This window comes from Paractinoplanes pyxinae, assembly GCF_026626335.1.
Lineage (GTDB): Bacteria > Actinomycetota > Actinomycetes > Mycobacteriales > Micromonosporaceae > Actinoplanes > Actinoplanes pyxinae.
The window spans coordinates 1-13,067 of sequence record NZ_JAPNTZ010000016.1 but is presented as its reverse complement, the minus strand read 5'-3'; the positions used below and the strand labels follow the sequence as shown (position 1 = coordinate 13,067).

Below are 13,067 nucleotides of genomic sequence, written 5' to 3'. Positions count from 1 at the left end.
AATGAGACTCCCCGCCTGGCTCAGCCAGCACATCGCGGCGCTGCGCGCCCTGTTAGTCATGACCGTCCTGCTCGGACTGCTCTATCCGCTGCTCTTCGTGGCCGTCGGCCGCATTCCTGGTCTCTCCGACAAGGCCGGCGGTTCGATTGTCGGCACGTCGGGCAGCCGCCTGATCGGGCAGGCATTCACCGACGCCGACGGCAATCCGGTCCTTAAGTACTTCCAGAGCCGCCCGTCCAAGGCCGGCGACGGCTACGACCCGACCGCGACGGGCGCCTCGAACCTGGGCCCGGAAAGCGTTGTAGACAGCCCCGACGCGCCCAGCCTGCTGACCCAGGTCTGCGAGCGCAGCCTGGCCGTCGGCAAGCTCGAGAACGTCGACGGCAGCCGCCCGTACTGCACCCCCGACGGCGTGGGCGCGGTGCTGGCCGTCTTCTACCGCGACGGCCTGACCGGGCCGGTGACGCGGGCGGTGTCGGTCAACCAGACCGGCACTCCGTTCATCGCCACCTACGAGGGTGTGACGGTCGAGTCCGCCCAGCCCGGCCAGGACTACCAGGCCCTCGGCGGCGTGATCACCCCGATCCGGGGCGACGCGCCCGGCAAGCCGGCCGTCCCGGCCGACGCGGTCACCACCAGCGGCAGCGGACTCGACCCGGACATCAGTCCCGCGTACGCCGAGTTGCAGGTGCCGCGGATCGCCCGGGAGCGCGGCCTGACCGAGGACCAGGTGCGCAAGCTCGTCAAGGAGCACACTGACGGCCGGGCGCTCGGCTTCCTCGGCGAGCCGGCCGTCAACGTTCTCGAGCTCAACCTGGCCTTGAACGGCAAGTGACGGCTGTGGACAAGGGCGGAAAAGTGTCGTACCCGGCTGCTTTGCTCGGCCCCTCCCAGAGCCGGGGTGGGGGCGGTCCGAGGCCGGCCCGAACCGGTGAACGCGACAAAACGGTCGCCTTGGTTTGAGCGCAACCACTCACGCACGTCGCCCGGGTGGGTTTCGCGTTCTGGACGCGCCAGCGGCCAGCGAAACCCGCCCGGGCCCTCGGCGGGAGCGACGGTCTGTAACCCCCCACCCGGCCACGACATCCAGAATTTGACTTCGGTTGAAAGAGCGAACATGGCACGCGGCGAATTGCGGATATTCCTCGGGGCCGCCCCGGGAGTCGGCAAGACCTACACGATGCTGGAAGAGGCGCATCGGCGGGCCGAACGCGGCACCGATGTGGTGGTCGGGCTGGTCGAAACGCACGGCCGAAAGCACACGCAAGCCATGATCGGTGACCTCGACATGATTCCACGCCGCGTGGTCGAATATCGAGGTGCCGAGTTTACCGAAATGGATCTCGACGCACTGCTGGCACGCAAGCCGGAGCTGGCCGTCGTCGACGAGCTCGCACACACCAATGTGCCCGGTTCGAGGAACGCCAAGCGTTGGCAGGACGTCGACGAGCTGCTGAATGCGGGCATCGACGTGCTGACTACCGTCAATGTGCAGCACCTGGAATCGCTCAACGACGTGGTCGCTCACATCACGGGGGCGCAGCAGCGCGAAACAGTGCCGGACGCGGTGGTGCGGGCGGCCGAACAGGTCGAGCTGGTCGACATGACGCCGGAAGCGTTGCGCCGGCGGATGGCCCACGGCAACATCTATCAACCGGAGAAGATCGACGCTGCGCTGGGCAATTATTTCCGTACGGGTAATCTGACCGCACTGCGTGAGCTGGCCCTGCTGTGGCTGGCCGACAAAGTGGAAGAACAGCTCGACAAATACCGCGCCGATCACAATATCAGCGCCACTTGGGAGACTCGGGAACGCATTGTTGTGGCGCTCACCGGCGGCTCCGAAGGGGACACGCTGATCCGCCGGGCGGCCCGGATCGCCGCGCGGGACAAGGGCGCCGATCTGATGGCCGTGCATGTCACCCGCAATGACGGGCTGGCCGGCGCGGATCCCGCTGTGCTGGCCCGGCAACGGGTTCTGGTCGAAAGCTTGGGCGGCACCTATCACCAGGTCGTCGGCGGTGATGTGCCACGGGCGCTGCTCGACTTCGCGGGGGCGGTCAACGCGACCCAGATCGTGCTCGGCGCCTCCAGCCGCGGCAAGCTGGCGCAACTGTTCTCGGCCGGCGTCGGGGTCACGACGACCGCCATGTCCGGCTCGATCGACGTGCATCTGGTGACCCACGAACGCGCGGCGCAGGGGCGTCGCCGGCGTCGGCTGCCGGCGGCGTTGTCCAGGCGCCGTCGGGTTGCCGGATTCGTCGTGACCGCGCTCGGGCTGCCCGCCCTGACCGCCGCCCTGGGGTTCGGGCCGTCGCTGTCGCTCACCAACGACATCCTGCTGTTCCTGGCCGCGGTGATCGGGGTGGCGCTGATCGGCGGGCTGTGGCCGGCGCTGCTGGCCGCGGTGGCCGGGTCGCTGCTGCTGAACTGGTTCTTCACGCCGCCGTTCGGGCGGTTCACGATCGCCGAGGCCGACAATCTGCTGGCCCTGGCCATTTTCGTGGTGGTGGCGCTGGCGGTGAGCTGGGTCGTCGACACAGCCGCGCGTAAGACGCGGCAGGCCGCGGCCGCCTCGGCCGACGCGCAGACGCTGGCCACCGTCGCCGGCAGCGTGCTGCGCGGGGAGCGGCCGCTGATGGCGCTGCTCGAGCGGCTGCGCGAGACGTTCACGCTCGACGCAGTCACGCTGCTCGATCGCGGTGCAGTCGTCGCCCGAGTGGGGGAGTCGACGAAGACCCCTGACGTCGAGGTCAAGGTCGACGACAACGTGACCATGCTGTTGCGCGGCCATCCGCTCGAAGCCTCCGACCGCCGCATCGTGGAAGCGTTCGCCGCGCAGGCCACGCTCGCCCTACGTCAGGAACAGCTTGCCGCTGAAGCGGCCACGGCCAAGCCTCTGGCCGAGGCCGACCGGATGCGGACGGCTCTGCTGGCCGCGGTCAGCCATGATTTGCGTACGCCGTTGGCCTCGGCGAAGGCGGCCGTGGCCGGTCTGCGCAGCGACGAGGTCCACTTCGACGAGGAGGATCGCCGGGAACTGCTGGCCACCGCCGACGAGTCCCTCGACCGGCTGGCGCGGCTGGTCACCAACCTGCTGGACATGAGCCGGCTGCAGGCGGGCGCGCTCGGTGTGAGCGCCGTCGACATCGGCGCCGAGGACGCCGTACCGAGGGCTCTGGACGAACTCGGCCCGGAGGGCCGCAAGGTCGCGATGCACATCGCGGACGACCTGCCGCCGGTGCATGCCGACCCCGGCCTGCTCGAGCAGGTGCTGATCAACCTGGTGGCCAACGCCCTGCGCTACAGCCCGGAAGGCGAAACACCGGCCGTCACGGCCAGCACCTTGGGCAACACCCTCGAACTGCGCGTCATCGACCACGGCCCCGGCATCCCCGAGGACCGCTGGGACGACGTTTTCCTGCCCTTCCAGCGGCTCGGCGACCGCGACAACCACACCGGCGTCGGCCTCGGGCTCGCTTTGTCGCGCGGCCTGACCGAGGCCATGGGCGGCACCCTCGTCCCCGAGCAGACTCCGGGCGGCGGCCTGACCATGATCCTGACCCTGCCCACCGGACGCGCCGAATGACCCGCATCCTGGTCGTCGACGACGAGCCGCAGATCGTCCGGGCCCTGCACATCAACTTGCGAGCCCGGAAGTACGACATCGACACCGCCCCCGACGGCACGACCGCCCTGCACGTGGCCGCCCACCGTCATCCCGACCTGGTCGTGCTCGACCTCGGCCTGCCCGACATGGACGGGACCGAGGTCATCCGCGGCCTGCGCGGCTGGACCAGCATCCCGATCATCGTGCTGTCCGGCCGGGCTGGTAGCGAGGACAAGGTCGGTGCCCTGGACGCCGGGGCCGACGACTACATCACCAAGCCGTTCGGCGTCGACGAGCTGCTGGCCCGCATCCGGGCAGTCACCCGGCGCGGCCACCAGCCGGACGACCAGGGCGCCACCGTCACCATCGGCCGCAACACCGTCGACCTGGGCGCCCGCACAGTGACCAACGAGGACGGTGACGTGCGGCTGAGCCCGACCGAGTGGCGGCTGCTCGACTACCTGGTCCGTCACCCCGGAAAGCTGCTGAGCCAGCGGGCCATGCTGACCGACGTCTGGGGCCCGCAGTACCTCAACGAGAGCAACTACCTGCGCCAGTACATGGCCCGGCTGCGGCGCAAGCTCGAGAACGACCCGGACCGCCCGCGGCACCTTCTCACCGAGCCCGGCATGGGCTACCGCTTCCGCCCCTGAGGGGGCTACCTCCCGCGGTACTCAGTGGTACCGTATACCGGTACTCGGTGGTACTAGGTACCGGTCGGACGGGAGCCGCGGTGGAAGACCTGACCGAAATGCTGAAGGGCACGCTCGAAGGCTGTGTGCTCGAAATCATCAGCCGCGAGGAGACGTACGGCTACGCCATCACGCGCCGGCTCAACGACCTCGGCTTCGCCGACGTCATCGACGGCACGGTGTACACCATCCTGCTGCGGCTGGAGCGCAACGGTCTGGTCCAGGTGACGAAGCGGCCGTCCGAAGTGGGGCCGCCGCGCAAGTTCTATGCGCTGAACGACGCGGGGCGCACCGAGCTCGCGACGTTCTGGGCCAAGTGGCAGTACGTGTCGTCGCGGATCGGCAAACTCAAGGAGGGCGGGGCATGAGCTTCTGGGAGACCATCACGGGCAGCGATCTCACCCGGGACTGGAAGGGGTTCGATGCGCGGGCGCAGGCGTTGCCGGCCGACTATCAGGCGGCGTGGGAGCAGATCGTCACCCACCTTTTCTCGTACGGGAGCTTCACGGGGCGCAATCTGACGCCGATCGCCGATGCGGCCCTCGGGCTGCTGGAGGAGGCCTCGGCCGACGGTCAGGGCGTCCACGAGGTGCTTGGCGACGGCATCGCGGGCTTCTCGGCGGCGCTGGCCGGCGGGGCCGGCGCCCGGAACTACCGCGACCGGTGGCGTGAGCAGCTGAACCGCAACGTCGCCCGCAAGCTGGCTCGGCTGGGAGGCTGACATGGGCATTCAAGACATGATCGAGGGCAAGAAGCAGTGGCGGGGGCACGTCGCCCGGGTGAAGGCGCTCCCGCCCGACTATCGGATCGTCTACGACGAGATCCAGCGCTACCTGTTCAAGGTCGGGCCGGTCGACCTGGTCGATGGCGACCTGCTTCCGGGTCTCGTCGGCTTCTTCGAGGAGGGCGCCGCAGCCGGCCGCGGCGTTCTCGAGGTCACCGGTGCCGATGTCGCCGCCTTCGTCGACGAGTTGATCAAGGATTCGCCCACCTACGCCGACATCGATTGATTGCGTGTACGTCTCCTTCCTGCTGTGGCATCGCGGGCGCCGGGCCGGCCCATTTCACGACTTGTTCGCGGCTCTCGACCCGCCCAGGTGTGCGCGGCTCCAGACGACCTGCTGGACGGCGAGAGTGAGGACACCGCCGACGACGATGGCGGCCAGGTTGATCACGAGCTGCAGCGTCGACCCGAACACCTCCGCCCGTACGCCGTAGGCCAGCGCGACGGCGGCGTTGGCTGCCGCCGGAATCGTCGTGACCGAGATCAGGACTCCGACCAGGGTGCCGGCCTTGGCCGAGGTCAGCGACAGGATGCCGGCGACGCCGCCCAGGAATCCGATGACCCAGGAAAGAGCGTCCGGCCGCCAGATGAAGTCGGTCAGCGGCCGTTCGTCCAGCAGCATCGACTTGTCGACGAGATCGGCCGCGGTGAGCAGCCATACCGCCAGGACGGTCACCAGCATGCCGACCGGGAACCCGACCCCGAGCGCGATCAGTGACCGGCGCACCATGGGGAACTTGCGTTTGACAAGGCCGACACTCAGCGCGGCGAGCGGCCCGAACTCGGGCCCGACGACCATCGAGCCGACGATCAGGATCGGCTGGTCGAGCAGCACGCCGACAGCAGCGATGATCATGGCGACGATCATGAAGGCCAGGTAGGAGGCCGACAGGGTGGCCTCCTCGCCGGTCTGGTGCTCGATCTCGTGCCAGACGACCGCGTCCACGCCGAGACCGGGCACCCGCCGGGCCGCGCGGTCGGCCGACGCGGACAGGGCAGTGTCGATGCGTTCGACGACGATCGCCCCGTCGCGTTCGAGCCCGAGGTCGCGCAGGTCGTCGAGGACCCGGCTGGCGCCCTCTCGCACCACGTCGAACTCGATGACGTCGCCGGGCGGGACCTTCGCGGCGCCGTCGAGGACCATCAGGTGGGTGACGGCCTCGGCGCCGGTCAGGTGCTTCGTCAGCCGATCGGTGACCGCGGCCGGCGAGATGACCCGTACGTGCAGCATGGCGGCTCCGTCCGCTCGACCGCGATCTTGGGCTCAGGGTAGGTGGTGGCCACCCGACCAGGATCGGCGGGCCGAACGCTGCGACCGGCGGGGACGTACGCGAAAGACGCATCGACGTTACGCATATTTCTCCACATTGCTTGTTCCGAGGCTCGTCGCGGGATAGAGGGATGCAAGTCGTTCGTGATATCCCTACTGGCACATCACCGACGGAACCACGGGGGAACACTTGAAACGTTGGGGTGCCGCACTGGCGTGCGGCCTGATTCTGGCGTCCGGGCTCACCAGCACCGCGTACGCCGCCGAGCCGGCCGCACCCGCGGCCGCTTCGCCGTCGTCGTCGTCCGACGCAACCTGTTCGCCTCTGGTCGAGGGGCAGTTCGGCCGGCTGTCGGCCGACCAGATCGGCTCCGGCACGATCGCCCGCGGCGAGACGCGCTGCCACGACGTCCGGCTCAGCGCCGGTCGCCACTTCATCCAGTTCACCGGCTTCACCGCGCTGCGCTCGGCGACCCTGCAGGACGCGCAGGGCGCGGCGGTGTGCACGGCCCCGCCGGGCTACCAGTGGGAGTGCGACGTCCCGGTCGCCGGCGACTACACCGTCGTGGTGCAGAACCTGCGCGGTCCCACGCCGGTCGACTACAAGATCGCGGTGACGTCCGAGAACCCGGCCCGCTGCACCACTCGCGTCGGCACGGCCTGGAACGCGGCCCGCGTGCGCTTCCCCGCGGTCGGCGTCGAGGTTCAGTGTGTACGGTTCACCGGCTCGGCCGGCGAGCGGATCCTCGCGTACAGCAGCTCCGGCCGCATCGCCGTCCGCGACGCCGCCGACAAGCTGGTCTGCACTGTGCCCACCGAGCGCTACGGCCCGTGCGAGCTCACCGCCGACGGGCTCTACCGCGCGATCTCGGTGGCCGAGCCGAGCCGGACGACCAGCGAGATCCAGGTCCGGTCGCTCAGCCCGGTCAAGGGCTGCCCCACGGTCCGGCCGGGCAAGTTCGGCGCGACGCCGGGCGATCGCAACGTGGTCCGCTGCCGCACGCTCAAAGTCACCGAGCCGGGTACGTACTTCGTCGGCACCGTGGACGCCGACGGGACCGCCCCGAACTTCGTGATCATGGCCGCCGACGGCAGCCTGCCCTGCAGCACCAGCGGATACCCGTACGTCGACGGGGACACGTGCACGTTCACCGCGGCGGGCACCTACACCCTGATCATCGGCAGCATGAGCTCCCAGGTCCGGGACGAGTCGTTCACGACCACCTTCGTCCCGTCGACGGCGCCGGGTTGCACGACCATTTCCGCGTACGGACTGGACGAGCCGGGCAAGCGCGGCCGGTTCCGCGCGGCGGGTCAGGTCGACTGCTACCAGTTCGAGCTCCCGGACGGCCTCGAGACGCACCTGGTGTACCCGGCCGGAGCGACCGGTGCGGCCAGCCCGCTCCCGCGCGTCTACGGCGACGACGGCACGCTTCTCTGCACGTCGTCCGACTGCACGCTGAGCGGTTCCCGGACGTACCGGCTGCTTCTGACCGCCCCCGGCGGCGCGACCGGCGACTACGTGTTCGCCCTGCGGCGCAACGCGATCAGCGAGAGCTGCCGGCCGTGGACGCCCGACGTGGTCGCCCAGTTCGGCCGGGACAGGTTCACGAACTGCTTCACCTTCGTGGCCGACAAGACCGGCGAGATGGACATCGCCGTCGAGCGGCTGTCCGGCTCCAACTCGGTCGACGCCGAGGTCGTCTACAACGCCGGGCCGCCCTGCGACCCGGGCGACGCGACCACGTTCACCTGTTCGCTGGAGACCAGCCTCACGACCACGCTCGTACTGACCGGCCAGCCGACGGCGGCCCGCTACCGCATCACCAAGATCGAGCGCGGCGAGACACCGCCGCCGCCGACCGATCCGCCGCCCCCGGCCACGTGCGGCCCGGTGGCGCCGCTGACCGAGAGCCGCTACGGGCCGCTGGCCGCCGACCAGATCGCCACGGTCACCGTCCCGCCCGGCAAACTCGGCTGCCACCCGATCCATCTGTCCGCCGGGTGGCACACCATCCGGATCGACGGGCCGCCTCTGCCCGGTTCCGGCTGGGTCCATGCCGCCGACGACAGCCGGGTCTGCCTGCTACTGAGGGGCCGGATATTCAGCTGCCGCATCAGCGAGGCCGGCGACTACACGATCAAGCTGGGCAACGAGTCCGGCGCCACCGATTTCGGCTACCGGCTCGTCGCCACCCTGCGCGACGCGGCCGACTGCACGGCCGACATCAGCACGGCGTGGAACGCGCCCTCGGTGCGCGTGCCGCACAGTGACCCGCTGGAGTCGCACTGCGTCCGGTTCACCGCCTCGGCCGGCGAGAAGGTGATCGGCTTCGCCGAGGGCGGCAGCATCGACGTCGACAAGGCGGACGGCACCCCGGTCTGCGCCTTCCCGTGGCGCTCCACCAACCCGCCGTGCGAGCTGACCGCCGGCGGCACCTACGTGGCGTCGAGCCGCGCCGGCGCCGACAGGGACTTCGACGAGATCCAGATCCGCTCGGTCACCGCGCCGGTGGGCTGTCCGGTGGTCGAGCCCGGCAAGCCGTCAACCGACCCGTTCAGCGACGTCCGCTGCCGCCGGGTGACGATTCCAGCGGCCGGTACGTACGACGTAAGCGCCGTCAGCGAGTCGGGAGAGCAGCGGTCAATTGTCGTCCTGACCGACCAGGGCACCCCCGCCTGCGGATCCGGTGCCCCGATCACCAACGGGCAGTGCGCCTTCCCCGCCGCGGGCACGTACACGCTGGTCATCGACGGCCAGACCGCCGCCCTCAAGGCCGGCGCCTTCTCAGCGACGGTGACCGCCGCCGAGTAACCCTTGGGAGGCCGGCTCGCACCCGCGAGCCGGCCTCCCGCACGCCCGGCCACGGTCGCATCATCAGAAGGCGTGATCGATCAGGTCGTCGAGCAGCCTCTGGCGGTTCTCGGCCAGCTCGGGGTCGCCGGTGTTGGTGAAGACCGACACGGCCAGCCGACGTCCGTCGTCGGTGAAGGCGGGCTCGGCCTGGTAGCCGAAGCCAGTGCCGCCGTGCCGCCAGCAGCCACCGCCGCAAGACAGCGGATACCAGAACAGGCCCAGCCCGGACCGGGTCGCCGAGCCCGGCATCGCGACCACGGTGCGCATCTGCGCCTGCTGAGCCGGCTTGAGCAGGCGGCCGCCGGCCAGAGCGGCGAAGAACCGATTGAGGTCGGACGCCGTACTGACCATCGACCCGTCGGCGTCGCTGTCCAGCCCCCGGATCGCGATGGTCGTATCCACCAGCGGCCCGCCCGGCGCGAACTGCATGTAGTTGATGGCGTGCGGCGCGGGCAGCGAGCGCACGTATCCGGTGCGGGTGTGCCGCAGACCCAGCGGCCCGATGATGCGGGCGTCCACCTCCCGAGCCCAGCCGCGCCCGGTGACCGCCTCGATCAGCATCCCCGCCAGCACGTAGTTGGTGTTCGAGTACGCCCACCCGGTGCCACCCGGCGGATGGCTCACGCTGATAGCGACAAGCTGCTCCGGCGTGTACGGCCGGTCCCGCTCCCGCAGATAGCCCTCCGGCGTGGCGTAGTCCCCGATCAGGTCGGACGAGTAGTCGCACAGCCCGCTGGTGTGCTGCAGAAGCTGCCGTACCGAAATCGGGCGGCCTCCCACCACCCCCGGCAGCCACCTCTCGACCGGATCGTCCAACGTCAGCCGCCCCTCACCGACCAGCTGAAGCACCACCACGGCGGTGAACGTCTTGGTGGTGCTCCCGATCCGCAGGTAGGGGTCGTACGGGACGTCGCGCCCCGACCGAACCACCTGTACCCCCGCCCGGGTCTCCAGCCGGGCCAGAACGCTGGTCACGCCGGTCGCCCTCAACGCCGCGGCATCACGCCGAAGCTCATCCGAACCCGCGGCGGCACTTGTCGCCACGAGCACTGTCGCTGCTGCCGCCAAGGCAATAAGTCGCACAGGTCCACAGTCGCCGCCCGCCACCCGGCAGTCACTCCGGTAGACCCCCGGGTGACCCTCCGGCTGACCCCACCGCCGTGAATGCCTTAGATCCGCCCGCGCTCAGCGAGGGCATCGGAGAGTGCTCGTGACGGCCAGTGTGCCCATGAGCAAGAAATGTGGGGCACTGGTTCGTGTCGGCCTGGGCACACACTTCTGCCCAACGCAGGCCAGGTCCTGTCTGAAGCGGTCACTTCACGTCGAGTGGAACCCCACACGCCCCGGTCCGGTTGTCAGTCGGGCCGATTATGCTCGATCGGCGCTGAGCAGGATGACCAAGGCTTCGCTCAGCTGTCGTGCTTGATCTGTCAGGGCCGTGCCGAATGTTCCCGGCGCTAGCCGACGGTGGACATCGGCGCGAGTTCTTGCGCGTACCGCTGGCTCGAGGGCTCAGTTGAGGCCCCCGGGCACAATCGGCGGCGGACGATCCGTCGTTAGCCGCCGAATGTGAAGTAACGCGTCCTCATTTCACATGCGCCGATGACAAGAGCGACTTCGTGCGGGCGTTGGCCGTTGCGCTCGAGGCGCGTCAATTGCGTCCTCGGTATGACGAGTTCGCTTTCAGCCGGTCGGGACGAGCGTCATGACTAACGTGCTGGTTGTCTCGTCTGTGAGGTCGCCCTCGCCGAGCAGTGAGATGGACCCGGTGTCGGTGACCGCGAAAATCAGCGTTATGACGCTTGATTCCATGACGAAGGGATCGTCGCCGTCCGAGGCGGCCACGATCGCGGCGCGAACGGTGCTGATCGCGTCGACCAGAGCCTCCTCCACGTCCCCGCTGCGTATCTCGGCCCCGGGGGAAGCGGCCGGCACCAACGTCACCTGCAAGGTCTGAGACGACGAGCTGCCGTGCCGGTATCGGCCACCGAGCTTCATCCCGATCACCGGGACCTTCAGCTCGATTCCGGCGCCGCCGTCGCGTGACGCGACAATCGACAGCGTCAGCTCCACCTTGCTGACCCGCAGGTCTCTGCCGGCGTCGGTGGCGGAGAGGTTTGCCTCGCGCACGCTGTCCTTCACAGCCGTGATCAGGTCGCTAATTCGTACGCCGTCGTCAGTTGTTCGCACCGACCGGACCTCCTCATGTCTGCGGGCACGTGGTGTAGCCGGCCGTGGAAGCCCACTACTGGAACGCGAGGGCATTGGCGTCGCCGTAAACCGTGTAGGCGAGCCAGGTCGGGTCCATATCGTTCTTGACCGCTTTCCGGGCGTGCATCGCGGCCAGCCCGAGCGTCTGGCCTGTCATCAGGCGGCCGTAGAACTCTTCGGCGAAGTTCTGGGCGCTGGTGCTGCGCACGTCCCACAACGTGCCGACGAAGGCGCCAGCGCCGGCCCCGAGGAACTGTTGGGCCCACCCCATCATCTCGGTAAAGTACGGCTCTGCCCCCGCCGATCTGCACGCATTGATGAACACGAGCGGACGACCGGCGGTCAGGGTCTCTTTCGCCTTCGCCGTTGCCAGCATCATCGGGGTGAAATCACCGTCACACATCGAGATTGACGCGCCGGAGCCGTCATTGCGGTAGGTAGCGTGGCAGGCGAAGTGGGTCAGACCGGCTTCACCACTGGCGAAGAGATGGAGCAGGTCGTTCAGGTTGTTGACGACGGTCAACTCTTGCCCGGGGGCCACGATCCGGCCGATCGCCTTGAATTCGGCGGAGGCATTGGCCGGGGATCGAGCTGCCTCGACGAACCGGGCGCCGCCCAGGTTGATCCTGCGTGATCTGTCCGTGTTGAAGACCGTGCGGGTGACGGGGAACTGGTCGACGAGGAAGCCGGCGTCGTGGGTCTTCGTCATCGGGTAGAGCAATTCCCAGGGCAGGGCGTCGTTCCCGGTAGCGATCGAGAAGGTACTGATGCGGCTGTGCAGTTGCAGGTACTGCTCCCGGATGGCTTCGGGCACGATGCTGTTCCACAGCCCCACACCTGTGTTTTGCAGCCATTCGCGGGCGACTGCCGGGCTGTAGGGCGGAGTCTTGGTGTCCATCGCGAACCGCCGCAGCGTCTCCCGCGCCCGGCTCAGAACACCGTCCGCTCCGGCTTCGACAGCGACCATTACTGGGTCGTACACGCACTGATCATTATGGAGCTGGAATGTGTAGCGGCCATCGGCATGGTGTATCTGCAAGGTCACCGCGCCGGCCTCGGGGTCGACATCGTTGACGGTGGCAACCTTGGTGGTCGGTTCGAGATTCGGGCCCCGATCCGTCACCGACACTTCGAAGGTGAGCTTGGCGAGGTATTTCCCACCGGCCCACGTAGTGACCTCGACTCTGCTGACGTCGACCTGAGAAGCCCGGAAGGCGAACCGCACCGGGTCGGAGTCGGAACTGGCGGGAACCCGGATGACCTGCTGAACCGGGCCGAGCGGAATTAGACCGTTATCTGCGTGCACCACCACCGTTACGTCTGAGCCATCGGCGGGAATCGGCCATGGCTTCATCAAGGTGCTTCGCGTGCGTGGTCCGACCGGAACGGATCGAGCGATGTGGACGATCAGGCTGACCTCGCTCCCGTCACGGACCTGCGCCGGCATCTGACCGACAAGGACCCGCTGTGGCTGTGGATCATCCCCCGGAGTCTCGCCGGATGGTGGTGGGCCGTCACCGGATACCGGCGTACGCAGTCCTGGATCCTGTTCGTTAGTCTCGCCGTCGGTCAGCGCCGCTTTGTCGCCAGTCGTCAACGACTCGTCACCGTTGTCGTCCAGTTTTCCCGGCTCGACGTCGAAC

Annotated in this window: 11 protein-coding genes; 7 read left to right on the top strand and 4 right to left on the bottom strand. The window is 68.7% G+C overall.

The genetic code is table 11. The features are described 5' to 3' along the window. Nucleotide 1: 1 nt before the first annotated feature. From OWR29_RS36680 to OWR29_RS36655, 6 genes are all read left to right on the top strand, one after another. Nucleotides 2-835: a potassium-transporting ATPase subunit C gene (locus OWR29_RS36680; RefSeq protein ID WP_267568099.1), complete on the top strand. Its 834-nt coding sequence runs from the start codon at nt 2-4 to the stop codon at nt 833-835. Between the two features lie 282 nt (nt 836-1,117). Next, the gene (locus OWR29_RS36675; protein ID WP_267568098.1) at nt 1,118-3,589 is read left to right on the top strand and encodes a DUF4118 domain-containing protein; all 2,472 of its coding nucleotides are present in this window, start codon (nt 1,118-1,120) and stop codon (nt 3,587-3,589) included. Next, nucleotides 3,586-4,263, top strand: coding sequence for a response regulator (locus OWR29_RS36670; RefSeq protein ID WP_267568097.1), 678 nt, complete (start codon nt 3,586-3,588; stop codon nt 4,261-4,263). The genes OWR29_RS36675 and OWR29_RS36670 overlap by 4 nt, the downstream gene beginning before the upstream one ends. An 80-nt stretch (nt 4,264-4,343) precedes the next feature. After that, complete coding sequence (locus OWR29_RS36665; protein WP_267568096.1) at nt 4,344-4,670, top strand: PadR family transcriptional regulator; 327 nt, start codon at nt 4,344-4,346, stop codon at nt 4,668-4,670. Then, on the top strand, nt 4,667-5,023 hold the full coding sequence (locus OWR29_RS36660) for a DUF1048 domain-containing protein (RefSeq protein ID WP_267568095.1): 357 nt from the start codon (nt 4,667-4,669) through the stop codon (nt 5,021-5,023). The genes OWR29_RS36665 and OWR29_RS36660 overlap by 4 nt, the downstream gene beginning before the upstream one ends. A gap of 1 nt (nt 5,024) precedes the next feature. Further along, on the top strand, nt 5,025-5,312 hold the full coding sequence (locus OWR29_RS36655) for a DUF1048 domain-containing protein (protein WP_267568094.1): 288 nt from the start codon (nt 5,025-5,027) through the stop codon (nt 5,310-5,312). A 54-nt stretch (nt 5,313-5,366) separates the two neighbouring features. Here OWR29_RS36655 and OWR29_RS36650 read toward each other — a convergent pair whose 3' ends face one another. Next, entirely contained in the window at nt 5,367-6,317 is a 951-nt protein-coding gene (locus OWR29_RS36650) for a DUF389 domain-containing protein (RefSeq protein WP_267568093.1), read from the bottom strand. Between the two features lie 229 nt (nt 6,318-6,546). Here OWR29_RS36650 and OWR29_RS36645 point away from each other — a divergent pair, with 229 nt between their 5' ends. Beyond that, entirely contained in the window at nt 6,547-9,171 is a 2,625-nt protein-coding gene (locus OWR29_RS36645) for a hypothetical protein (RefSeq protein WP_267568092.1), read from the top strand. Nucleotides 9,172-9,234: 63 nt separating this feature from the next. On the opposite strand, the gene OWR29_RS36640 is transcribed toward OWR29_RS36645, so the two are convergent. From OWR29_RS36640 to OWR29_RS36630, 3 genes are all read right to left on the bottom strand, one after another. Then, nucleotides 9,235-10,188, bottom strand: a complete 954-nt coding sequence (locus OWR29_RS36640) for a serine hydrolase domain-containing protein (RefSeq protein WP_267568091.1) — start codon at nt 10,186-10,188, stop codon at nt 9,235-9,237. Between the two features lie 708 nt (nt 10,189-10,896). Then, nucleotides 10,897-11,478, bottom strand: coding sequence for a trypco2 family protein (locus tag OWR29_RS36635; protein WP_267568090.1), 582 nt, complete (start codon nt 11,476-11,478; stop codon nt 10,897-10,899). Further along, a partial coding sequence (locus OWR29_RS36630) for a CHAT domain-containing protein (RefSeq protein ID WP_267568089.1) occupies nt 11,459-13,067 on the bottom strand: 1,609 nt, incomplete at its 5' end. The genes OWR29_RS36630 and OWR29_RS36635, both read right to left, overlap by 20 nt.

Coding starts and splice junctions, on each gene's coding strand:
- OWR29_RS36670 (WP_267568097.1), top strand. CDS start 3,586: ATGACCCGCATCCTGGTCGTCGACGACGAGCCGCAGATCGTCCGGGCC.
- OWR29_RS36660 (WP_267568095.1), top strand. CDS start 4,667: ATGAGCTTCTGGGAGACCATCACGGGCAGCGATCTCACCCGGGACTGG.
- OWR29_RS36655 (WP_267568094.1), top strand. CDS start 5,025: ATGGGCATTCAAGACATGATCGAGGGCAAGAAGCAGTGGCGGGGGCAC.
- OWR29_RS36650 (WP_267568093.1), bottom strand. CDS start 6,317: ATGCTGCACGTACGGGTCATCTCGCCGGCCGCGGTCACCGATCGGCTG.
- OWR29_RS36680 (WP_267568099.1), top strand. CDS start 2: ATGAGACTCCCCGCCTGGCTCAGCCAGCACATCGCGGCGCTGCGCGCC.
- OWR29_RS36635 (WP_267568090.1), bottom strand. CDS start 11,478: ATGCCCTCGCGTTCCAGTAGTGGGCTTCCACGGCCGGCTACACCACGT.
- OWR29_RS36675 (WP_267568098.1), top strand. CDS start 1,118: ATGGCACGCGGCGAATTGCGGATATTCCTCGGGGCCGCCCCGGGAGTC.